This is a genomic window from Aureimonas altamirensis, from assembly GCF_023702225.1.
Taxonomy (GTDB): Bacteria; Pseudomonadota; Alphaproteobacteria; order Rhizobiales; family Rhizobiaceae; genus Aureimonas; species Aureimonas altamirensis_B.
In genome coordinates, this window is sequence record NZ_JAMQCO010000005.1 from 249,082 (window position 1) to 270,776 (window position 21,695).

At 66.5% G+C, this 21,695-nt stretch carries 19 protein-coding genes; 11 read left to right on the forward strand and 8 right to left on the reverse strand.

What is annotated here, in order from left to right:
* The first annotated feature begins 98 nt into the window (after positions 1 to 98).
* The 9 genes from NDN16_RS10755 (at position 99) to NDN16_RS10795 (ending at position 6,868) form a co-directional block, all read left to right on the forward strand.
* Entirely contained in the window at positions 99 to 812 is a 714-nt protein-coding gene (locus NDN16_RS10755) for a GntR family transcriptional regulator (protein ID WP_251113619.1), read from the forward strand.
* Positions 813 to 831: 19 nt separating this feature from the next.
* Positions 832 to 1,821, forward strand: a complete 990-nt coding sequence (locus NDN16_RS10760; protein WP_251113620.1) for a KpsF/GutQ family sugar-phosphate isomerase — start codon at positions 832 to 834, stop codon at positions 1,819 to 1,821.
* Positions 1,822 to 1,932: 111 nt separating this feature from the next.
* Positions 1,933 to 2,685, forward strand: coding sequence for a septum site-determining protein MinC (minC, locus tag NDN16_RS10765; RefSeq protein ID WP_251113621.1), 753 nt, complete (start codon positions 1,933 to 1,935; stop codon positions 2,683 to 2,685).
* Between the two features lie 17 nt (positions 2,686 to 2,702).
* Positions 2,703 to 3,518, forward strand: coding sequence for a septum site-determining protein MinD (gene minD / locus NDN16_RS10770; RefSeq protein WP_251113622.1), 816 nt, complete (start codon positions 2,703 to 2,705; stop codon positions 3,516 to 3,518).
* Positions 3,515 to 3,799 carry a cell division topological specificity factor MinE gene (gene minE, locus NDN16_RS10775; RefSeq protein ID WP_251113623.1) on the forward strand — a complete coding sequence of 95 codons (285 nt, stop codon included), beginning with the start codon at positions 3,515 to 3,517 and terminating at the stop codon, positions 3,797 to 3,799. The genes minD and minE overlap by 4 nt, the downstream gene beginning before the upstream one ends.
* Positions 3,800 to 3,843: 44 nt before the next feature.
* Positions 3,844 to 4,008: a hypothetical protein gene (locus NDN16_RS10780; protein WP_192388162.1), complete on the forward strand. Its 165-nt coding sequence runs from the start codon at positions 3,844 to 3,846 to the stop codon at positions 4,006 to 4,008.
* A gap of 107 nt (positions 4,009 to 4,115) precedes the next feature.
* Complete coding sequence (locus tag NDN16_RS10785) at positions 4,116 to 5,066, forward strand: 1-phosphofructokinase family hexose kinase (protein WP_251113624.1); 951 nt, start codon at positions 4,116 to 4,118, stop codon at positions 5,064 to 5,066.
* On the forward strand, positions 5,063 to 5,890 hold the full coding sequence (locus NDN16_RS10790) for an inositol monophosphatase family protein (protein ID WP_251113625.1): 828 nt from the start codon (positions 5,063 to 5,065) through the stop codon (positions 5,888 to 5,890). The genes NDN16_RS10785 and NDN16_RS10790 overlap by 4 nt, the downstream gene beginning before the upstream one ends.
* 99 nt (positions 5,891 to 5,989) lie before the next feature.
* Positions 5,990 to 6,868 (forward strand): DMT family transporter, encoded by an 879-nt coding sequence (locus tag NDN16_RS10795; RefSeq protein WP_251113626.1) that lies wholly within the window; start codon positions 5,990 to 5,992, stop codon positions 6,866 to 6,868.
* Between the two features lie 43 nt (positions 6,869 to 6,911).
* Here NDN16_RS10795 and NDN16_RS10800 read toward each other — a convergent pair whose 3' ends face one another.
* The 8 genes from NDN16_RS10800 to NDN16_RS10835 all read right to left on the reverse strand — a co-directional run bounded on the left by NDN16_RS10800 (position 6,912) and on the right by NDN16_RS10835 (position 18,485).
* Entirely contained in the window at positions 6,912 to 7,643 is a 732-nt protein-coding gene (locus NDN16_RS10800) for an SDR family oxidoreductase (protein ID WP_251113627.1), read from the reverse strand.
* 68 nt (positions 7,644 to 7,711) lie between these two features.
* Complete coding sequence (locus tag NDN16_RS10805; RefSeq protein ID WP_251113628.1) at positions 7,712 to 8,365, reverse strand: nucleoside/nucleotide kinase family protein; 654 nt, start codon at positions 8,363 to 8,365, stop codon at positions 7,712 to 7,714.
* A 4-nt stretch (positions 8,366 to 8,369) separates the two neighbouring features.
* Positions 8,370 to 8,795 carry a GlcG/HbpS family heme-binding protein gene (locus tag NDN16_RS10810; RefSeq protein ID WP_251113629.1) on the reverse strand — a complete coding sequence of 142 codons (426 nt, stop codon included), beginning with the start codon at positions 8,793 to 8,795 and terminating at the stop codon, positions 8,370 to 8,372.
* A 66-nt stretch (positions 8,796 to 8,861) separates the two neighbouring features.
* Positions 8,862 to 10,142 carry an Hsp70 family protein gene (locus tag NDN16_RS10815; RefSeq protein WP_251113630.1) on the reverse strand — a complete coding sequence of 427 codons (1,281 nt, stop codon included), beginning with the start codon at positions 10,140 to 10,142 and terminating at the stop codon, positions 8,862 to 8,864.
* A 14-nt stretch (positions 10,143 to 10,156) separates the two neighbouring features.
* Positions 10,157 to 11,968, reverse strand: a complete 1,812-nt coding sequence (lepA, locus tag NDN16_RS10820) for a translation elongation factor 4 (RefSeq protein ID WP_251113631.1) — start codon at positions 11,966 to 11,968, stop codon at positions 10,157 to 10,159.
* Between the two features lie 62 nt (positions 11,969 to 12,030).
* A complete protein-coding gene (locus NDN16_RS10825) occupies positions 12,031 to 12,942 on the reverse strand; it encodes a transglutaminase family protein (RefSeq protein ID WP_251113632.1) in 912 nt (303 codons plus the stop codon).
* A gap of 4 nt (positions 12,943 to 12,946) precedes the next feature.
* A complete protein-coding gene (locus NDN16_RS10830; RefSeq protein WP_251113633.1) occupies positions 12,947 to 15,175 on the reverse strand; it encodes a circularly permuted type 2 ATP-grasp protein in 2,229 nt (742 codons plus the stop codon).
* Positions 15,165 to 18,485 carry a DUF2126 domain-containing protein gene (locus tag NDN16_RS10835; protein ID WP_251113634.1) on the reverse strand — a complete coding sequence of 1,107 codons (3,321 nt, stop codon included), beginning with the start codon at positions 18,483 to 18,485 and terminating at the stop codon, positions 15,165 to 15,167. Before NDN16_RS10835 ends, NDN16_RS10830 begins: the two co-directional genes overlap by 11 nt.
* Positions 18,486 to 18,665: 180 nt before the next feature.
* On the opposite strand from NDN16_RS10835, the gene NDN16_RS10840 reads away from it, so the two are divergent.
* Together NDN16_RS10840 and treZ are read left to right on the forward strand one after the other, a co-directional pair.
* A complete protein-coding gene (locus NDN16_RS10840; RefSeq protein ID WP_251113635.1) occupies positions 18,666 to 19,796 on the forward strand; it encodes a zinc-binding metallopeptidase family protein in 1,131 nt (376 codons plus the stop codon).
* 13 nt (positions 19,797 to 19,809) lie between these two features.
* On the forward strand, positions 19,810 to 21,693 hold the full coding sequence (gene treZ, locus NDN16_RS10845) for a malto-oligosyltrehalose trehalohydrolase (RefSeq protein ID WP_251113636.1): 1,884 nt from the start codon (positions 19,810 to 19,812) through the stop codon (positions 21,691 to 21,693).
* Positions 21,694 to 21,695: the final 2 nt, after the last annotated feature.

A 21,695-nucleotide genomic window follows, 5' to 3' on the forward strand; every position in this document is an offset into this window, starting at 1 on the left:
ACACTTAACATTCGTAATTTATTGAATTGTAAGGACTTTCAACATTTTTTCGACGTGCTATAACGCACGACGGAATTTTACGGCACATAGGGAGTAAAATGAGCCTCAAGACTTTCGATCTTAGGCCCTTGTATCTGCAGGTCGTTGACGACTTCATAGGTCGAATAGTCTCTGGCGTCTGGCCGGCTGGTCAATTCATAGCCAGCGAGACGGAAATATCCCGCGAACTCGGTCTCTCCATCGGCACGGTGCGCCGCGCCTTCGACATTCTCGATCAGTATGGCGTACTCGATCGTTCCCAAGGCAAGGGAACGTTGATCCTGGACGCGTCCGGCGAAGAGGCGTCCCGGCGCTTCGTCACCTTCATCGACGGCGCCGGCGAGCGCGTCGCCGGCGAGCTCGAACTGATCGAAGCATCCATGTCCAAGGCGGACGCTGCCGTCGCTGCCGACCTGAAGATCGATCCGGGCAGCGATATCCTGACGATGCGGCGGCAGCGCCGGTATGGCGAGCGCATCTTCCTGACGGAGATCGCGCAGAGCCCGTTCGTGCCGCCGGCCGGCGCACGTGGCAAGGCTGCCCTGATGGAAGCCGCGGAGGGGCGCTGGTTCGCCCACAGCCTGGCCGTCCGGATGACCGAGACGATCAAGCCGATTCAGGCAGACGCGGATGATGCCCGCTCTTTCGGTGTGCCGGCGGGAGAGGCCCTCCTGGAATTGACGCGCATCATCTTCAGTTATGACGGCACGGCGCTGGAACGCCGCGTCGCGCACTGCTATCTGGGGCAGGATCTGTTCTACGAGAACAGCTGAGAGCAGCCCGGAAGGCCCGATGTCACACGCTGAAGAACGTTCGCTGGCCATCACAGGCTCGGCGCTCCGCAGTCTTTCGGCCGCAAGCGACGGTTTCGATCTCCTGTCCGCCGATATCCGGAACGGGCCGCTGGGACAGGCCATAGCGGAGGCGGTTGCGCTGATCCGGGCGCGGCCGGGCCGCCTGATCGTCACCGGCGTCGGCAAGAGCGGGCATATCGCCCGCAAGCTCGCGGCCACGTTCGCCTCTACCGGTACGCCCGCCTACCATCTCCACCCGACCGAGGCGAACCACGGCGATCTCGGCATGATCGACAGGACGGATGTCATCATGGCGCTGTCCTGGTCTGGCGAGACCAGCGAACTGGCGCAGACGATCACCTATGCCAAGCGCTTCGAAGTGCCCTTGATCTCGTTGACTTCGGCCGGCGACAGCACGCTCGCGATGGCGTCGAGCGTTGCGCTCGTCCTGCCCCGCGTGCGGGAGGCATGCCCGCACAACCTTGCGCCGACGACCTCCACCCTCATGCAACTGGCGATCGGCGACGCCATCGCCGTGGCGCTGATCGAGGACCGCGGCTTCTCTCCGGACGATTTCAAGATATTCCACCCCGGCGGCAAGCTGGGCGCCCAGTTGCAGACGGTGGGCGACCTCATGCACACGGGGCAGTCGCTGCCGCTGACGGGTCTCGCAGCCGATATCTCGCAGGCCGTCCGCGTCATGTCGGCCCATGGTTTCGGTGCGGTCGGCATCGTCGATGATGCCGGCAACCTTGCCGGGATGATCACGGACGGCGACCTGCGACGTCATCTGTCGCCCGACCTCGCCCAGCGCAACGTATCCGCAGTCATGACGCACGGACCGATCGTCGTCGGCGCGTCCACCCTGGCCGCCGAGGCGCTGAAGCTGATGGAAGCCCGCAAGATCGGGGCTCTCTTCGTCGTGGACGGCATGCGCCCGGTCGGCTTCATCCGCACGCTGGACCTGCTGCGCGCCGGCGTCGCCTGAAGCGCCGCGCGTACACAAAAAAACCGTCGGCGGTGCAAAGGCGCAAGGTTCGGGAATTAACCGGGTGTTAACCGTGGAGGCGTACACCATGGAAACCACTCGTTAACCAAGATGAATGAAACCTTGACCAGTCGCAAAGCAATCCGCCTGCGCGGACGGTCCTTTCTGGCGCTCGTCCTTTCGCCGGAGCTGCCCTTCGAGGATTGGCTCCACGAACTGGATGACCTTGCCCGGCGCTCCACCGGCTTCTTCCTGAGCCGGCCCATCGTGCTGGACGTCGCCGGCTTGCCGATCACGCGCGATACCCTGCAGGCGTTGATCGACGAACTGGCCAGGCGCAACGTCAGGATCATGGGCATCGAAGGCGCCAAGCCTTCCCTGCTGGGGCCCGGCATGCCGCCCGAGATGCGCGGCGGCCGCCCCGCTGCGGACGTCGAGGTGCCGGAAGACAGCGCGGCGCCGGCGGCCGGTGCGAAGCCGCGTGCCGAGCCCGCGCGCGACACCGCCGCCAGCGTCTATGTCGCGCCGCAGGGAAACTCCACGCTGATCGTCGAGGAGAGCGTGCGCTCGGGCCAGTCGATCATCCATCCCGAGGGGGACGTGACCGTACTCGGGTCCGTATCGTCCGGGGCGGAGATCGTTGCCGGCGGCTCCATCCACGTCTACGGCGCGCTTCGCGGACGCGCGCTGGCCGGTTCCGCCGGCAATCCGAAGGCACGCATCTTCTGCCGCAGGCTCGAGGCCGAGCTGATCGCGATCGACGGCCTCTACAAGACCGCGGAAGACATGGAACAGAAACTCCGGGGACAGGCCGTGCAGGTCTGGCTGGACGGAGATGTATTGAAGGCAGCCGTTCTGGCTTGAACGAAAGGACGTCGATAATGGCAAAAGTTCTGGTAGTGACGTCGGGCAAGGGGGGAGTCGGAAAGACGACCTCGACCGCCGCGCTGGGCGCCGCGCTTGCGCAGGGCGGCCAGAAGGTCGTGGTCGTCGATTTCGACGTCGGACTTCGCAACCTGGATCTGGTGATGGGCGCCGAACGCCGCGTCGTCTACGATCTCATAAACGTGGTGCAGGGTGACGCCAAGCTGCCCCAGGCGCTGATCCGCGACAAGCGCGTCGATACGCTGCACCTGCTGCCCGCCTCGCAGACGCGCGACAAGGACAACCTCACCACCGAGGGCGTCGAGCGCGTGATGGGCGAGTTGAAGGAGCAGTTCGACTGGGTGATCTGCGACAGCCCGGCCGGCATCGAGCGCGGCGCCACGCTGGCCATGCGCCATGCCGACATCGCGGTCGTCGTCACCAATCCGGAAGTGTCGTCGGTCCGCGATTCCGACCGCATCATCGGCTTGCTCGACTCCAAGACCGAACGCGCCGAGCGCGGCGAGCGGATCGAGAAGCACCTGCTGCTCACCCGTTTCGACACGATGCGCGCCGAGCGCGGCGACATGCTCAAGGTCGAGGACGTGCTGGAGATTCTCTCCATTCCGCTGCTCGGGATCATTCCGGAAAGCGCCGAGGTGCTGCGCGCCTCCAACCTCGGAACGCCCGTCACCCTGTCGGATGCCAACAGCGCCCCGGCGCGCGCCTACATGGACGCCGCCCGCCGCCTGAACGGCGATGCCGTGCCGATGATCGTGCCGACCGACAAGCGCGGCCTTCTCGGCAAACTCTTCGGCAGGAGGGCGGCATGAACCTTTTCAACCTCTTTGCCCGACGCAATACCGCGCCGGCGGCGCGCGAGCGCCTGCAGGTCCTGCTGGCGCACGAGCGGGCGGCGGTGGGCCAGTCGGACCTCGTGAACATCCTGCGCGAGGAGATCCTGGCGGTCATCGCCAAGCACGTGTCCATCGACCGCGAGAAGGTCAAGGTTTCGATGGATCGCGGTGACGCCATCTCCATGCTGGAGGTGGATATCGAGCTGCCGACGGCCGAGCCGGTCATGGACCGGGAGGTCCGGGCGGCGCACGGCTGATCGGCCGGCCAATCCGAGGACTTGAAGCGAAAGGAGAGACGACGATGAGCAGAGCCGAACTTCTCGTCCGGTTGCAGAAGGTGCAGGAAACCCCGGAAATGCAGGGTCGCAATATCCGCAGCATCGCGGCGATCCTGTCCAATGACGCACTCCTCAAACATGTCGAGGTGTGCGAGGAGGCGGTCGAGAAAGCACGCCGAGTCAACTAGAATTGACCTGACCCCGGCCGGTCGAGCCGGGGTTTTTTATACGGGTCGGGCAACCGATGCGGTGGTTTGTCGCTTCCTCTGGTCGGCGAAACAACCGCGGGAAAATCATGCCAAGCGATACTGTAGCGCGCAAACGACAGGCTTCGGCCGAGATCGCGGTCTTCGCGCCATGGCCGCTTTTCACCATCACCATCGAGAAACTGGCCAGCGGCGAGGACGAAGTCTATTTCCATGCCGGGGGCCAGGGCGTATGGGCCGCGCGCATGGCCGCCGAACTGGGCGGCAAGGCGCTGCTCGTCGGGCCGGTGGGCGGCGAGGCGCGCACCCTGATCGAGGCCCTGGTGCGGTCCGAAGGGCTGGACATGCGCGCCGTGCCCATCCGCCACGCCAATGGCGGATACATCAACGACAGGCGCGGCGGCGAGCGCAAGGAAATCGCCACCGTGCCGCCGCCCCGGCTGGACCGCCACGAGGTGGACGACCTCTATAATGCGGCGCTGGCCGAGGGCATACGCTGCGGCACGATGATCGTGACCGGCGTGCCCGACGGGGAAGTCCTGCCGGTGGAAATCTACACGCGGCTGGCCCGCGACCTGAAGGCCAACGACGTCGTCTCCGTCGCCGATATCGCGGGCACGGTCCTGGACGCCATCGAGGAGGGCCTGACGCTCATAAAGGTCAGCCACGAGGAACTGCAGGCGGCCGGCCTTGCCAAGGACGATAGCCGGAAAAGCCTGATGAAGGCCATGGAGGGCCTGCGCAAGAAGGCCGACAATATCGTCGTCTCCTGTGCCGGGGCCGGTGCGCTGGCCCTCATGCAAGACCGGTTCTGGGAGGCGAAGGCTCCGCAACTGACCCCGCGCGACCACAGCGGCGCCGGCGACTCCATGACGGCCGCCCTTGCCGTCGCACTCTCACGCGGGGACGAGCCGGACGCCTGCCTGAAACTGGCGACGGCCGCAGGCGCGATGAACGTGACCCGCCATGGGCGTGGCACCGGCAACCTGCACGATATCGAGATCGTCGCGGGGCGGGTGAGGATCGAGGAAATCAAATGAGCCGAGCCCAAGACGATCTCCGCGATCTGGAGAGCCTTGCCGTCGAACTGGCGCAACTGGCCGGCGACCGCATCATCGCCTCCCTCGGTACGGCCCTGGCCGTCAAGTACAAGAAACTCTCCCGCGAGGAAGAGGCCGAGGCGGAGTTCCGCGACCCGGTGTCCGAAATCGACAGCGCCGTCGAGGCGGTGCTGCGCGAGCGCCTTGCCGAGCGCTATCCGACGCATGGCATCGTCGGCGAAGAGGAAGGCGGAGGCGACCTGCCGCCATGCGATTACACCTGGGTGATCGACCCCGTCGACGGAACGGCAAATTTCGTCAACGGCTTTCCCATCTTTGCGGCCTCGATCGGCCTGGTGCACAAGGGCGACCCCATCGTCGGCGCGGTCTGGTGCTCGACCAGCCACGCGCTGCGGCCGGGGGTCTACCATGCGACCAGCGGCGGCGCCCTGTTCTTCGACGGGGCTCGCATCGAGGCGGTGGACCGTTCCGCGGTCAAGCGGCGCATCGTGGCCATGCCGAACCTCATGACCGACATGAGCCTCGGCTACGAGGCGCGGCAGACCGGCTCGGCGGCTGCGGAATGCGCTTTCGTGGCGGCCGGGCTTCTTGCGGGCGCACGGTTCGACTCGCCCAATATATGGGATGTCGCCGGCGGCGTGCCCCTGGTGCAGGCAACGGGCGGCACCGTGTTGACGCGCCAGGGCGCGGGCCACGACTGGAAGGAATTCCGGCGCTTCGATGCCCCACGCGGCGTCGTGTGGCGTCAGCCCATGATCATCGGGGGTGGCGAAACCGCCAGCGCATTGGCACTTACGGCCTGACGGAAGCGGAATTCTGCGCTTTGTGCGCAATAATCATTCCAATGGTAAGGCAAACAGGCTTTATGGGAGGGATCCGAAGCGACCTCCCGTATCATCGACATGCCCAGCCAGACAGCGTCCACATCCATACTCGGCGGCATACTGCTGACCCTGTTTGCCGGCATGATCTTCTCGTCCATGGATGCCGTGGCCAAGAGCCTGACGGGAACGCTGCCCGTCATGCAGGTTGTGTGGGGGCGCTACGTCTTCCATACGCTTCTGGTCGGCGGCATCCTGACCGCCCGTAGCGGCGGCTTCGGCTATCTCAGGTCGCGTCACCCCGTGCTGCAGTTCGTCCGGGGCATGTGCCTGCTTTCGTCGACGCTGCTGATGTACATGGCCATCGCGCGCGTGCCGCTGGCCGACGCGACCGCCGTCCTGTTCTTCTCGCCCGTCTTCGTGACCCTGCTGTCCGTCCTGGTGCTGAAGGAAACGATCGGCATCCATCGCGTCACCGCGGTGGTGGCGGGCTTCGTCGGCGTTCTGCTCGTGGTGCGTCCGGAACTCGGCCGCACCGATCCATGGCTTCTGCTGCCGCTGGCCGCCGTCGTCAGCAATTCGGTGTACCTGATGATGACGCGCCATCTGGCGCATGCCGAAAGCCCTGCGGTAACGCAGTTCAACACGACCGCCGCAGGCATGGTCATCATGTGCTTCGTCGTGCTGCCCGCCTGGCAGACGCCGGAACCCCGGCAATGGGCGCTGATGTTGGTGATGGGTGCGTTCGGCGCCCTGGGCCATACCGTGCTGGTGAAGGCGTTCTCGTTCGCCCCGGCCTCGCTTCTGTCGCCGTTCCTGTATTCCCAGGTGATGTTCTCGGCGCTGCTCAGCATCTTCTGGTTCGGCGACCCGATGCATCCGCTGACGCTGGCGGGAACGGCTATCCTGATCGCCAGCGGACTCTATATCTGGTGGCGCGAGAACCGGAGGCGCCTGTAACCACGGCGGGGCGTGGCCGGGGCACGACCCCGCCCCTGAGGCGTCAGGCCGTCCAGCCGCCGTCGATGACGTGGATCTGGCCGGTCGTGTAGGTGGCGGTCGCCAGGTGCAGCGCCAGGGCCGCGATCTCTTCGGGCTGGCCGATGCGGCCGATGGGCTGGCGCGCGATGAAGGCGGCGCGGGCGGCCTCATAGTCGCCCCCGGCGCGCAGGCGTTCCTGCAGGGAGGGGGAATCGACCGTGCCGGGGCATATGGCGTTACAGCGGATCCCCTTTCCGACATAGTCGGCCGCGACAGATTTGGTCAGGCCGATTACGGCAGCCTTGGTGACGCTGTAGGCAAAGCGATTCGGCACCGCCTTCACGCTGGAGGCGACGGACGCCATGTTGATGATGCAGCCATCGCCACGCTCCAGCATGCCCGGCAGGATCGCCTGGATCGTGTGCATCTGGGCGCGGACGTTCAGGTCGAAGGCGAAGTCCAGATCCTTGTCGGTACATTCCAGGATTGCGCCCGAATGGACGACGCCGGCACAGTTGAAGAGGACGTCGATCCGGCCTGCCTCAACCGCGGCGGCCTCCACGGCGCCCGCGTCCAGAACGTCGAGCGTCAGCGTCTCCACGCCGGCGATCGCGGAAAGATCGGCCAATGCCGCCTCGTTGATGTCGGAGGCGATCACCCGCGCCCCCGCCGCGGCGAACAGTTCCACCGTGGCCCTGCCGATGCCCTGCGCTGCCGCCGTTATGAAGGCCGTCTTACCCGAAAGGTCGATCATGCTCGCTCCTACCCATCTTGATCCGATCGGAGGTTCAATAGGGCGAAGCATGGCGTGAGGGCAAGTGGCTAGACCAATTCAGGCCCGTCGGTCGACAGCGCGAAATCGGCTTCCATGCTGGAGCCCATCACCAGCCGGACGTTTGGAAGATCGTTGCCCTCCATCTTCGAAACAAGCGCGGCGTCGTCGTAGTCGAAGCCGAGCCACCGTTGGCGAAGGCGCTCCGTAATGATGTCCAGCGGCGCGGTGACGAATACGGCGATGTCGAAGCGGCTGCGCAGTTCGCGCCAGCCGTCGGCATCGAGAAGCAGGTAGTTTCCCTCGGTCACGACGATCCGGGCCGAGCCGGGCACGATGTCCGCGCCGGCACGGGCGATCTCCAGCGTACGGTCGAAGACGGGCACGGCAATATCGCTCGCGTCATCGGCGCGCAGCCTGTCGAGCATCGCGCGATAGCCGCCGAGATCGAAGGTGTGCGGAGCGCCCTTGCGCGGGCGGTGTCCGCGTGCGTTCAGTATGGCGTCGTCGAAATGGTAGCCGTCCATCGGAAACAGGGCGGCGATGCCGGGGCTTGCCGTATTCAACGAGCGTGCCAGGCGGTCCGCGACCGTCGATTTGCCGGCCCCGGGCGGTCCGGCAAGGGCGACGATGATGCGCCGGCCATCCCCGGCCTGCCGCAGGGCAAGCCGGACGAGGTCCTGGAAGGCGATGTCCGGCGCCATCGGGTCAGCCGGCGTCGGCCGTAAAGCCCGCCGCCTCGATGCCGGCGATGGCGGCGATCTCGTCATTGTCGGATGTGTCGCCGGTAATGCCGACCGCGCCGACGATCGCGCCATCCTTGCGGATCAGGACGCCGCCCGGCACCGGCACGAGGCTGCCGCCGGCAAGGCTGTTCATGGCCTGGATGAAAAAGGGCTGCTTCTCCGCCCGGTCGAAAAGGGCGCGGCAACCGACGCCCATCGCGATGCAGCCATTGGCCTTGCCGATGGCGATGTCGGGGCGCATGCGGGACGTGCCGTCCTGGCGTTCCAGGGCGATCAGGGCGCCGCCGGCATCCAGAACGGCCACGGTCAGCGGCTTGAACTTGCCTTCGGCTGCCTTGGCAAGGCTGGCCGAGATGATCTTGCGGGCGTGGTCGAGCGTCAGTGTCATGGGTTTCCTTCCTTGGTGGCCCGGCTTCTTCTCGAATCGCCGGGCCTTGCATTCGGAAGGGAAGGTTTATCCAAACCGTCGCGCGGCATCCAGCGCAAGGCCGAGGCCGACGCTGCCGAAGGCGTCGGAACGGATGACCTGCGCGTGCGGAAGGGAGGCCGTGGCGGCCGTGCGCACGGCAGGCACTTCCGCGCCGCCGCCGGTCAGGATGACGCTGTCGACCGCGCTTGCCGCAACGCCCGCGCTTGCCAGGGCCTCGGCAAGGCTGGCTTCGATCCTTCCGACCAGTTCGCGCGTGGCGTCCTCGAAGGCCGTCCGTGAGACGGACAGGGCGAAGTCCAGACCGGGTTCGTCTAGGACGATCCGGGTTTCCGGCGCGTCCGTCAGCCGGATCTTGCCGGCCTCGACGGCGCCGGCCAGCCGATGTCCGGAGCGATGTTCGACGAGGTGACGAAACCGGTCCAGGCGCTCGGGCTCGGCCGCCGCGCGTTCCAGATCGCGGATGTCCCGCAGCACCTTGGGCGTGTAGAGCAGGTTGATGCGATGCCACGTCGCCATGTCGTTGAAATACCAGACGGGCAGGCTGCGCTTGCCGTCGGCATACAGGCTGCCCAGGCCGAAATGCGGCATGACCTGCCGGATGCTCAGCAGCCGGTCGAAATCGGTGCCACCGACATGCACGCCGGTGGAAGCCAGGATATCGGCCGACCGGTCATGCGCGAGGGCGCGCTCCGGCGACAGGCGAACGACCGAGAAATCGGACGTGCCGCCGCCGACATCGACGATCAGGGCCAGTTCTTCGGCATGCAGCAGAGACTCCCGGTACAGCGCGGCGGCGACCGGCTCGAACTGGAACTCGACATGGGCGAAGCCTTCCGCACGCGCCGCGGCGGCCAGTTGCGCCTCTGCCTTGGCGTCGGCGGCCGGATCGTCGTCGACGAAGTGCACCGGGCGCCCCAGCACAACCTTGTCCGCCTGCACGCCCGCCGCTTCCAGCCGTTCCCGCATGTGGCGCAGGAAACGCCCGATCAGGTCCTGGAAGCTCTTGCGCTCGCGCCCGACAAGCGTCGTCTCGTTCATGAGCGAGGTGCCGAGAATGCTTTTCAAGGCGCGCATGAAGCGGCCTTCCGCACCCTCGACATATTCAGATACGGCTTGCCTGCCGAAATAGGTCCGGCCGTCCTCCAGGCTGAAGAACAGCGCCGAGGGGATGGTCAGCGCCTCGCCCTCGACGGGTAGCAGGCGCGGGGCGCCGCCGCGCGCCGCGATGCCGAGCGTGGAGTTGGTCGTGCCGAAGTCGAGCCCGGCATGGGTGCCGGACGCCACGGTGCCGGAGATCGGGGGCAAGGGCCAGGCTCCGCTCAGCTGTCCATCTTGAGGGCGGCGATGAACGCTTCCTGCGGAATCTCCACCTTGCCGAACTGCCGCATGCGCTTCTTGCCCTCCTTCTGCTTGTCGAGCAGCTTGCGCTTGCGGGTGGCGTCGCCGCCGTAGCATTTGGCGGTCACGTCCTTGCGGAGGGCGGAGATTGTCTCGCGGGCGATGACCTTGCCGCCGATGGCGGCCTGGATCGGAATCTTGAACAGATGTTGCGGGATCAGCTCCTTGAGCTTTTCGCACATGGCGCGTCCGCGCCGCTCGGCCTGGCTGCGGTGGACCAGCATGGACAGGGCGTCGACCGGCTCCGCATTCACGAGGATGCCCATCTTGACGAGGTCGCCCTCGCGGTAGTCCACCATCTGGTAGTCGAAGGACGCATAGCCCTTGGAGATGGATTTGAGCCGGTCGTAGAAGTCGAAGACGACTTCGTTCAGCGGCAGCTCGTAGGTGACCATGGCGCGCTTGCCCACATAGGACAGGTCCACCTGGATGCCGCGCCGCTCCTGACAGAGCTGCAGGATGTTGCCGAGGTAATCGTCCGGCGTCAGGATCGTGGCGCGGATCCACGGCTCTTCGATCGTGTCGATGCGCACGACGTCTGGCATGTCGGCGGGGTTGTGCAACTGGATTTCCGAGCCGTCCGTCATGCGGATGGTGTAGACCACCGAAGGCGCCGTCGCGATCAGGTCCAGATCGAATTCGCGGCTGAGCCGCTCCTGGATGATCTCCAGATGCAGGAGGCCGAGAAAGCCGCAACGGAAGCCGAAGCCGAGCGCGGCGGAGGACTCCATCTCGAACGAGAAGGACGCATCGTTGAGGCGCAGCTTGCCCATGGCGGCGCGCAGATCGTCGAAGTCGGCGGCATCGACGGGAAACAGGCCGCAGAACACTACCGGCTGGGCCGGCTGGAAGCCGGGCAGCATCTCGGCCGTGGGGCGCTTGTCCTCGGTGATCGTATCGCCGACGCGGGTATCGGCCACTTCCTTGATGGAGGCGGTGATGAAGCCGATCTCGCCGGGGCCGAGCGCGTCGACGGAGACCATCTTGGGGGTGAAGACGCCGACCCGGTCCACCGGATATTTCGCGTCGGTGCCCATCATGCGGATGGTCTGGCCCTTCTTCATCTCGCCGTCGATGACGCGCACCAGCACGACCACGCCGAGATAGGCGTCGTACCAGCTATCGACCAGCATGGCCTTCAGGGGCGCGGAGCGGTCGCCCGTCTTGGGGGACGGCAGCCGCGTCACGATGGCTTCCAGCACCTCGTCGATGCCGAGGCCAGACTTGGCCGAGATCATCACCGCGTCCGAGGCGTCGAGGCCGATGACCTCCTCGATCTGCTCCTTCACGCGGTCGGGCTCGGCGGCAGGAAGGTCGATCTTGTTGAGGACGGGCACGATCTCTAGGTCGGCGTCGAGCGCCAGATAGACGTTGGCAAGCGTCTGCGCTTCAACGCCCTGCGCCGCATCGACCACCAGCAGCGCACCCTCGCAGGCCGAGAGCGAGCGCGAGACTTCGTAGGCGAAGTCGACATGGCCCGGCGTGTCGATGAGGTTCAGCACGTACATCTGCCCGTCGCGAGCCGTGTAATGCAGGCGCACCGTCTGCGCCTTGATGGTGATGCCGCGCTCCCGCTCGATGTCCATCGAATCGAGCACCTGATCCTTCATCTCGCGCGTATCGAGGCCGCCCGTCATCTGGATGAGGCGGTCGGCCAGCGTGGACTTTCCATGGTCGATATGGGCGACGATGGAAAAGTTGCGGATACGGTCGAGGGCGGTCTTGGTGCTCATGGCCCGCATATATTCAATCCGGGGCCAAACAGAAACTGCTTTTTACGGACGGGCGGGCCGTGTCACGCGGCGGCGAGGGAAGCCTGCCACGGCGCCGGCGGCTCGTATTCGGGAACGACGTCGACCGCGTGGCGCGCAGCCTGCGCGCCGGTGGTGGTGACGACGCCGGCAACGGGCGCGACATCGGCATAGTCGCGGCCGAAGGCCACGGCGACATGACCCTCGCCTGCCAGGCAGCCATTGGTCGGGTCGAAGCCGACCCAGCCGAGTTCGGGCCCGAGCCACGCCTCGATCCAGGCGTGCATCGCGTCCGCCCCCTCGATGCGCGGCTGGCCGGGCGGCGGATCCGTCCGAAGGAAGCCCGAAACGTAGGCCGCCGGAATGCCGACCTGCCGAAGGCCCGCGATCATCAGGTGGGCGAAGTCCTGACAGACGCCGCGCCGGCTGGACAGGGTTTGCGCCGGCGTCGTGGACAGCGACGAAAAGCCCGGCTGGTAGGCGAACTCGCCGGCGATCCGCCGCGCGACGGCAAGGACGCCGAGGCCGGGCGACAGGCCCGACAGGCTTTCGGACACGAAGACGCCGGCTTCCGGCAGGGGTGAAACCATGCGGCTGGCGGGTAGCTGGAATATGGGGCTCTGGCCGTTTTCGGCGCGGCATTGCCGCGCAAGGTCCGCCAGGGGCGCAAGCGCCGGCCCGTGGGAAAGATCGGGCTCCACGCGCCGGACTTCGACGCGCGCCCGCATCTCGACCGACAGTGCGCCATGCGGCTGGTTCATCAGGAGGTGCTGCGTGCGGTTGCCGAAAAAGCAGAGCTCCTCGATGGTCTCGTCCGTTTTCGGCACGATATCGAGCGACAGGGCATGGACCGCCTGCCCACGGTCGTTGCGCGGCGCGACGCGCAGGAGATGGCGGGCGCTGCGAACGGGCAGGGCATAGTCGTAGCCGATGCGAAGGCGAATATCGTAGCGCATGGGCTTATTCCACCGTGCTTCCGCCATAGGCGGACGGACGTGTCGCGACCGGCGCGAAGTACCGTTCGGACAAAAGCTCCGAGATGTCGCGCATGTCCTGCGCGACGCGCTTCAGGAAGGCGGCGTCGACCTCGCGCGGGTCCGCCGTGCGCAGGCGGACGGCCAGCCGGGCGATGCGCCGGCCGGGCTGCGTCAGCGGCTCGCCCGCCTGGAAGCCGGGCAGCGCGTGAATGATGGTGTCGAGCTCTTCGGCAAGGGCCGTCACCGAACGCGGGTTGAGCGGATCGAGTACGGCGAGGTCCAGCACGGCGTGCCGCCAGAGTTCCACGGAGTAGCGACGGCGATAGGTGAGGCGGCTGTCGGCCAGCTCGAGAATGGCATCCAGCGCTTCGTCGCCGAGATCGGGCGCGACCAGATCCGCCACCGACTCGCAGAATGCGATGCCCCTTTCGATCCGCCGCCCGCATTGCAGGAACCGCCAGCCGTTCAGCCGGTACATGTTCTCGTCGACGAGGCCGGTGAAACCCGACAACCGCCCGAGAATGCCGTTGGCGACGGCGGCAGCCTCGACGTGGGTGGCGGGCCGGGCCTTTGCCAGAAGCGGGGGAATCTCGGAGAGTACGCGCCAGCCGTCCGGCGAAAACCGGTCGCGGATGCGGGCCGCGATGTCGCAGGCCATGCCGGCCAGCCCGGCGAGGCCAGGCAGAGGGTCTCCGGCATCCAGGCCGAAACGCATGAGGGCGCCGCGCAGGGCGCCGTCGACCTCGGCCATGGGGGCCGCATCCGCCAGCCGCCCCTGATGCGTGCGCATGATGCGGCTGGCCTGCTCCAGCCGCTCCACCTGCCGCCCCAGCCAGAATAGATTGTCCGCCGCGCGCGCCGGCAGCGCCCCGGGCAGCCGTCGCGAAAAGGCCGTATCGCGCGACAGCAGGGTCAGATCCGACCGGGGGCCGTCCGACAGGACCCAGACATCCACAGACCGGCCGCCGGCGCGGATGGCGGCGCCGGGCAGGGCATTTTCCGCCACGCGGGCGAAGCCGCCCGGCATGACATGCCATCGCTCGCGGCCCCGTGCCAGAAACACGCGCAGCGTCACCGGCCGCGGCGACAGCGCACCGGCGGACAGGACCGGCGCCGTGGACGGCGTGGACTGCCGTTCCGCCGGCCGCAAGATCAGCGTTTCGCCGATCAGCCGCTCTGCGAGCGTATCCATGAATGGCGCGAGCGACGGGTCTTCGAGGAAGCCGGAGCCCAGTGCATTGACCATCAGGAGATTGCCGGCGCGGACGGCGCGCGACAATCCGGGCGTGCCGATGCGGCTTTCCCCGTTCAACTCGACCGGATCGGCGAAATCGGCGTCGAGCCTTCGCCACAGGACCGCCAGGGGCCGGTCGCCCTCCACGCTGCGCACGAAGACCCGGTCGTCCCTGACCGTCAGGTCGCCGCCTTCGACGAGCTGAAAGCCGAGATAGCGCGCAAGATAGGCATGCTCGTACGAGGTCTCGCTCATCAGGCCGGGGCTGAGAATGCCGATCGACTCGCCACGAAGGGCCGCGTTGCGGGCATGAAGTGCATCGCGAAACGCCTGGAAGAAGCCGGCCAGCCGGCGCACCTGCCCGTCCCGGAGGAGCTCGGGGAAGGCCCTGGCGGTGGCGACCCGGTTTTCGAGGGCGAAACCCGCTCCGGACGGCGCTTGCGCCCGGTCGTCGAGGATGCGCCAGACGCCGTCCCCGCTGCGCATCAGGTCCATGGCGACGAAGCCGAGGAGGGGAAGGCCGTTACGGGCCTGATCGGCCAGCGGGTGCAGGAATTCCGGATTGGCGGCCAGTACCGCACCGGGCAGGAGGCCTTCCGCAACGATGGTGCGGTCGCCGTAGACGTCGGCCAGCAGGCGTTCCAGAAAGCGCACCCGCTGGATCAGCGCAGCCTCGAGCCCGTGCCATTCGGCGGCGTCGATGACCAGCGGCAGGAAGGCCAGCGGCCAGGCATGCTCGGCCCCCGTCGCCCCTGCGCCCTCCGCCGTATCGCGATAGTAGACGCCGGCCTCGCGCAGATATTGCTCTGCCTGGCCCTGACGCCGCGCCTGCTCCGCATCGGGCATGGCCGTCAGCGCATCGACGAGGGCGCGGTAGTGCGGCCGCACCAGACCGTCGCCGCCGATCATCTCGTCGATGCCGGCCGGGCGGTAGGTCTGCGGTGCGGCGCGCTGCAAGGGCTGGCCGTCAGAAGGCAAGGTGGGCCGGACGCCGCAGGTCGAGCGTCATGGGGAAGGAGGGGTCGGGCAGCTCCCGCGCCGGTTGGTACCGGCCCGGCGTATGACCGATATCCTCGAAGCGGGCCAGCCGTCGCGCCTCCGCCTCATACGCGTTGACGGGGAAGGATTCGTAATTGCGGCCGCCCGGATGGGCGACGTGATAGACGCAGCCGCCCAGCGAGCGGCCCGACCAGCGATCGTAGATATCGAAGGTCAGCGGCGCCTGGGCGGGGAGGGTGGGATGCAGGCCGCTGGCTGGCTGCCAGGCCTTGAAGCGCACCCCGGCCACGGCCTCGCCGGCCGTGCCCGTCGGCGTCAGCGGCACGAAACGTCCGTTGCATGTTACAGAATGACGCGCCGGGTCGAATCCGGAAAGCTTCACCTGCAACCGCTCCACCGAAGAGTCCACGAATCGGACGGTGCCGCCGATGGCGCCCGTTTCACCCATGACGTGCCATGGCTCGAGCGCCTGCCGCAATTCCAGCGCCACGCCCTGCCGCTCGATGCGGCCGCAGAACGGAAAGCGGAATTCGTGCTGGGCCTCGAACCATTCCGGCCGGACCGGATAGCCGGCGCGCTCGAGATCGCCGAGGACGGACCGGAGGTCCTGCCAGATGAAGGCCGGCAGCATGAACCTGTCGTGCAGGCTCGTGCCCCAACGGGTGCATGGCCCGTCCTGCGGCTCCTTCCAGAACCAGGCGATCAGCGCGCGCACCAGCAGCTGCTGGGCCAGCGACATCTTCGGGTCCGGCGGCATCTCGAATCCGCGAAATTCCACGAGACCGAGGCGTCCGGTGGGTCCGTCGGGCGAAAACAGTTTGTCGATGCAGATTTCCGAACGATGGGTATTGCCCGTCACGTCGGTCAGGAGGTTGCGGAAGAGTCGGTCCACGAGCCATGGCGGCGGCGCCGTCCCGGCGCCCGGAGCCGGCACGTTGGCCATGGCGATCTCCAGCTCGTAGAGGCTGTCGTGCCGCGCTTCGTCGATGCGGGGGGCCTGGCTGGTGGGGCCGATGAACAGGCCCGAGAACAGATAGGACAGCGCCGGATGGCGTTGCCAGTACAGTACGAGCGACTTCAGGACATCGGGCCGGCGCAGGAACGGGCTGTCGAGCGGCGTCGCGCCGCCGACCACGACATGGTTGCCGCCGCCGGTGCCGACATGCCGCCCGTCCACCATGAACTTGTCCGTGCCGAGGCGCGACTGGCGCGCATCCTCGTAGACGCCCGTGGTGATCGACACGGCCTCGCGCCAGCTCGCGGCGGGATGGACGTTGACTTCGATGACGCCGGGATCGGGGGCGACGCGGATGACGTTGATGCGCGGATCGAAGGGCGGCTGGTAGCCCTCTATGCGGACCGGCATGGACAATGTTTCGGCGGCATCCTCGATGGCTGCGAGGAGGTCCAGATACTCCTCCACCGTGGCGACCGGCGGCATGAAGACGCAGAGCTTGCCGTCCTTGGGCTCGATCGACAGCGCCGTGCGGACGGAGCCGGCGATCTCGTCCACCGGCGCCGGGGCGAGGGCCTGCGGCGGTGCCGCTGTATCGATGCGCGGCTGGGGCCGGCCGAAACTGGCCGGTTCGGGCAGCGCCGGGAAGGGCTGCATCGGATCGGCCGGGTTGACGTAGGGGTATGAAGCCGGCGGGATATGCGACAGGGCCGACAGCGGCAGGCGATAGCCGACGGAACTGTCCCCCGGCACCAGAAACAGCTTGCCGCGCCGGGTCTGCCACTTTTCCGATATCCAGCGCCGGCCGCCGGGCCGGTCCGCCGCCTGCCACGACTGTATGGGCAGTACCATGCCGGACGGCTGGTGAAGCCCCCTGTCGAAGACGCGCGCCAGCCGGGCGCGCTCCTCCGGATCCTCCAGCCTGGAGTTCGACGGATCGACATTGTCCGGCAGGCGCGCCTCGCGCACCAGCCAGTAGGATGGATCCTCGAAGGCCGGCTCGGCATTGGCGGGGTCGACGCCCAGTGTCTGCGCAACCGTTCGCAGCAAGGTCTGCGCCGCTTCTATGGTGGCCGCCCCGCTGTGCGCGTCCTCCGCGATCAGGCCGGGATTCTTCCAGATCGGCCTGCCGTCCTTGCGCCAGTAAAGGGAGTAGGTCCAGCGCGGCAAGGTTTCGCCGGGATACCATTTGCCTTGGCCGAAATGCAGGAATCCGCCATCCGCGAAGCGCGTGCGAAGGCGGCGGATGAGGTCGTCGGCAAGGCCCTGCTTGGCCGGCCCGGTGGCCTCCGCGTTCCACTCCGGCGTCTCGAAATCGTCGATGGACACAAAAGTGGGCTCGCCGCCCATGGTCAGCCGCACGTCGGCGGCGGCAAGATCGGCGTCGATGGCCTCGCCCAGTGCATCGAGCGCCTGCCAGCTTTCGTCCGGGAAGGGGTAGGAGACGCGGGGACGCTCGGCGATGCGCCGCACCGTCATGTCGAAGTGAAACGTGACTTCGGCATAGTCCACCGCACCCGAAATCGGCGCGGCCGACCGGAAATGCGGCGTGGCGGCCAGCGGGATGTGGCTTTCTCCCGTCAGGAGGCCCGATGTCGGGTCGAGGCCGATCCAGCCGGCACCGGGAACATACACCTCCGTCCAGGCATGCAGGTCGGTGAAATCGTGGTCGGTTCCGGCCGGTCCGTCGAGGGCGACGATGTCCGGCTTCAACTGGATCAGATAGCCGGAGACGAAGCGGGCGGCGAGGCCGAGGTGACGGAAAGTCTGGACCAGAAGCCAGGCGGAGTCGCGGCAGGAGCCCGACTTGCGCGCCAGCGTCTCTTCCGGGGTCTGGACGCCGGGCTCCATGCGGATCACATAGTCGACTGCCTGTTCGACCCGGCGGTTCAGCGCCACGAGAAAGTCGATCGTGGGGACGGGTGTCGTGTCGATGCCGGAAAGGAATGTCTGGAGAAGCGGCCCTGCCGGGTCGTGGGCCAGATAGGGCTTCAGTTCCTCGTGCAGTTCTTCGGAGTAGGGGAACGGCGCCTTTTCCGCGCTGTCTTCGATGAAGAAGTCGAAGGGGTTGTAGACCGACATGTCGGCGACGAGGTCCACCTCGATCCGGAACTCGGTTGCCTTTTCCGGAAAGACGAGCCGGGCAAGATAGTTGCCGAAGGGGTCCTGTTGCCAGTTGATGAAATGGTTCGCCGGGGTGATCTTCAACGCATAGGAGGGAACTTTCGTGCGCGAATGCGGAGCCGGACGCAGCCGGATCGTTTGCGGAGCAAGCTGGACCGGACGGTCATAGCGGTAATGCGTGACATGGTTCAGTGCGGCAAGAATCGACATGGGTTCGGTACGCGCCTTCGACCTGCTGGTTCCGAAAATATTGTCGAACCATAGCCGAACCGTTCCCGGCCACAAGCGTTTGCATTGCAGCATGGCAAAGCGCCATGGAACCGAACGCCCGCCCGCACATTCCTGACCGCCGATCAACCCTCCGCCGATTTTTCGAAGGTGCCTCTCGCCATGAAGCTCTTCTCCTGCCCCTCCTGCGATCAGGTGATCTTCTTTGCCAACACGGTCTGCGAACGCTGCGGACACGCTCTGGGCTACGAACCCCTGACGAACCGCATGCTCGCGCTCGAGCCCGACGGCCAGTACTTCGTGTCGGTCGGCCGCCGCGCCAAGGGCGATCACTGGAAGTACTGCGACAACTACCGCTACGGCGTCTGCAACTGGCTGCTGCCCTCCGACAGCCCGGAGACGCTGTCCATCGCGTCCCGCTTCAACCTGACGGTGCCGGACCTGTCCGATCCCGGCAACGTCGCCCTGTGGCAGAAGATGGAGTTCGCAAAGCAGCGGTTGTTCTATTCGCTGTTGCGCCTGAAGCTGCCCCTGATGACCCGTGACGAGGATCCGGAAGGGCTCGGCTTCGACTTCCTGACGCACGACCCGGAGACCGGCGGCAACGTCATGACCGGGCATGACCGCGGCCTGATCACCATCGCCCTGGCGGAGGCCGACGATGCCGAGCGCGAGAAGCGGCGCGAGGACATGGGCGAGCCCTATCGCACGCTGCTCGGCCATTTCCGCCACGAGATCGGCCATTGGTACTGGGACCGGCTGGTGCGCGACGGCAACGCCCTCGATGCCTGCCGCGCCGTCTTCGGCGACGATTCGCAGGATTACGGGCAGGCCTTGCAGAATCATTACGCCAACGGGCCGCAGCCGAACTGGCAAGAGAATTTCGTATCCTCCTATGCCGGCGCCCATCCGTGGGAAGATTTCGCCGAGACCTGGGCGCATTACCTGCATATCGTCGATACGCTGGAGACGGGCGGTGCGCTGGGCATGACGCTGTCGCCCAGGCTCGACCGCGACGGCATCCTGACGACGGAGCTGGATTTCGACATCTATGGCTCCGACACGACCATGGACCAGATCGCCGAGGCCTGGTTGGCCCTGTCGGCCGCGATCAACGCCTTGAATCGCTCCATGGGCCTGAACGATCCCTATCCTTTCGTTCTGTCGCCCGTCGTCATCGGGAAACTCGGCTTTATCCATGATCTCGTGCATGGCCGCATCGGCACGGCGGCGCGGGCAGGGCTTTCCGAAGAACTTGTCGAAAGCCAGCAGCCCGAAACGGCAGCCGGGTAAAAGGGGACAATCCATGGCCGAGGGCGGACAGATCGCAACGCGCTTTTCCTTCGAGACGAGTTGGGGAGCGCGCCCGATGAACGATGGCGCATTGTTCCAGCTCTGGGCGCCGCATGCCGGGTCGGTCGAGCTTGCCGCGGGCGAGGGCGACGATACGGCATTCCACCCGATGCAGATGGATGCCGATGGCTGGTGGCGTTTGACGACGGATGCGGTGCCGGTCGGCGGCGCCTACGGATTCCGCGTCGACGGGGGCAAGCCCGTTCCGGATCCGGCGTCGCGCGAGCAGGCTTTCGACGTGCACAGCCGGTCCCGGCTGGTGGATCCGCACGGCTACGAATGGCGGTGCCCGGCATGGCGGGGCCGGCCATGGCACGAGACGGTCTTCTACGAGATGCATGTCGGCACCTTTACGTCCGAAGGCACCTTCGACGGCGCCATCGCGAGGCTCGACCATCTGAAGGCCACGGGCATCACGGCCATCGAGCTGTTGCCCGTGGCCGAGTTCGGCGGCCGGCGCGGTTGGGGCTATGACGGCGTCCTGCTGTACTGTCCGCACGGAGTCTATGGCGGCCATCGCGGCCTCAAGCGCTTCGTCGATGCGGCGCACGAGCGTGGACTGATGGTGTTCCTGGACGTCGTCTACAATCATTTCGGGCCGGACGGAAACTACATCCCGTCCTACCTGCCGGACTTCTTTCATTCGGAAACGCATACGCCATGGGGTCCGGCCATCGCCTATGACGAGCCGGCCGTCCGCGATTTCATGATCGAGAACGCGCTGTACTGGCTCGAGGAATACAGGATCGACGGCCTGCGCCTGGATGCGATCGACTCCATCCACGACACGACCGACAAGCCGCTCGTGGAAGAGCTGGCCGAGCGTGTCCGCGCTGCCTTTCCGGACCGCCACGTCCACCTGACCAGCGAGGACGAACGCAACATCACGCGGTTCGTCGAGCGCGGCCCGGACGGATCGATAAAATTCGTTTCCGGCGAGTGGAACGACGATTTCCACCATGCCGCGCATGTGCTGGCAACGAACGATCGCGAAGGCTACTACATCGATTACGAGTTCGAATCGGTGGAGCAGCTCGCGACGGCGCTGGCCACGGGCTTCATTTACCAGGGGGAACATTCCCCCCATCGGGACCACGATGTCGGGGAGGCGTCCGACCACCTGCCGCCGACCGCCTTCGTGAACTTTCTCCAGAACCACGACCAGATCGGCAACCGCGCCTTCGGCGACCGGCTCCGCTCGCTCAGTTCGGCGCGGGCCTTCGACTGCCTGCAGGCGATCCTGTTGCTGGGGCCGCAGATACCGCTGATGTTCCAGGGTGACGAGTTCGGCGATTGCCACTCCTTCTGCTTCTTCACCGATTTCGACGGAGAACTCGGCGCAGCCGTATCGCGTGGACGCAAGGCCGAGTTTGCCAAGTTCTCGGCATTCGAGGACCCGCATGCGCAGGAGGTCTTCCCCGACCCCAACGCGGAATCGACGTTCCTGACCTCTCGCCTGGACTGGTCGTTGACGGAACGCCCGGTCAACCGGCGCAGGCTCCAGGTAACGCAGGAGCTTCTGGAAGCGCGGCGCGACCACCTTATGCCCCTTCTGGCCGACGCACCCGGCGGCGTGGGGAAGGCGCTGGTCGACGGACGGGCGATGATCGTTTCCTGGGAGCTTGCGCCGGGCCGTTTCTACCACTGTTTCGCCAATTTGGACGATGATCCGTGGGAGATCGGCGAAGATTTCGATCCCCGCCTCCTGGATGGATCGACGGAGGTCTTCTCGAATCATGGCAAGACGTTCGAGGAATTGCGGGGAGGGCGGATGCGCGGCTACAGCGTCGCCTTTATGCTCGGTCGGCATGACGTGATCGAGGGGCTGGCCGAATGACC

Bases quoted from the DNA above. Each gene is read 5' to 3' on its own strand.
- NDN16_RS10840 (WP_251113635.1), top strand. From the start codon at position 18,666: ATGAAGCTCTTCTCCTGCCCCTCCTGCGATCAGGTGATCTTCTTTGCC.
- NDN16_RS10785 (WP_251113624.1), top strand. From the start codon at position 4,116: ATGCCAAGCGATACTGTAGCGCGCAAACGACAGGCTTCGGCCGAGATC.
- NDN16_RS10780 (WP_192388162.1), top strand. From the start codon at position 3,844: ATGAGCAGAGCCGAACTTCTCGTCCGGTTGCAGAAGGTGCAGGAAACC.
- NDN16_RS10800 (WP_251113627.1), bottom strand. From the start codon at position 7,643: ATGATCGACCTTTCGGGTAAGACGGCCTTCATAACGGCGGCAGCGCAG.
- NDN16_RS10755 (WP_251113619.1), top strand. From the start codon at position 99: ATGAGCCTCAAGACTTTCGATCTTAGGCCCTTGTATCTGCAGGTCGTT.
- minC (WP_251113621.1), top strand. From the start codon at position 1,933: ATGAATGAAACCTTGACCAGTCGCAAAGCAATCCGCCTGCGCGGACGG.
- NDN16_RS10795 (WP_251113626.1), top strand. From the start codon at position 5,990: ATGCCCAGCCAGACAGCGTCCACATCCATACTCGGCGGCATACTGCTG.
- NDN16_RS10825 (WP_251113632.1), bottom strand. From the start codon at position 12,942: ATGCGCTACGATATTCGCCTTCGCATCGGCTACGACTATGCCCTGCCC.
- minD (WP_251113622.1), top strand. From the start codon at position 2,703: ATGGCAAAAGTTCTGGTAGTGACGTCGGGCAAGGGGGGAGTCGGAAAG.
- NDN16_RS10790 (WP_251113625.1), top strand. From the start codon at position 5,063: ATGAGCCGAGCCCAAGACGATCTCCGCGATCTGGAGAGCCTTGCCGTC.
- treZ (WP_251113636.1), top strand. From the start codon at position 19,810: ATGGCCGAGGGCGGACAGATCGCAACGCGCTTTTCCTTCGAGACGAGT.
- lepA (WP_251113631.1), bottom strand. From the start codon at position 11,968: ATGAGCACCAAGACCGCCCTCGACCGTATCCGCAACTTTTCCATCGTC.
- minE (WP_251113623.1), top strand. From the start codon at position 3,515: ATGAACCTTTTCAACCTCTTTGCCCGACGCAATACCGCGCCGGCGGCG.
- NDN16_RS10805 (WP_251113628.1), bottom strand. From the start codon at position 8,365: ATGGCGCCGGACATCGCCTTCCAGGACCTCGTCCGGCTTGCCCTGCGG.
- NDN16_RS10810 (WP_251113629.1), bottom strand. From the start codon at position 8,795: ATGACACTGACGCTCGACCACGCCCGCAAGATCATCTCGGCCAGCCTT.
- NDN16_RS10835 (WP_251113634.1), bottom strand. From the start codon at position 18,485: ATGTCGATTCTTGCCGCACTGAACCATGTCACGCATTACCGCTATGAC.
- NDN16_RS10760 (WP_251113620.1), top strand. From the start codon at position 832: ATGTCACACGCTGAAGAACGTTCGCTGGCCATCACAGGCTCGGCGCTC.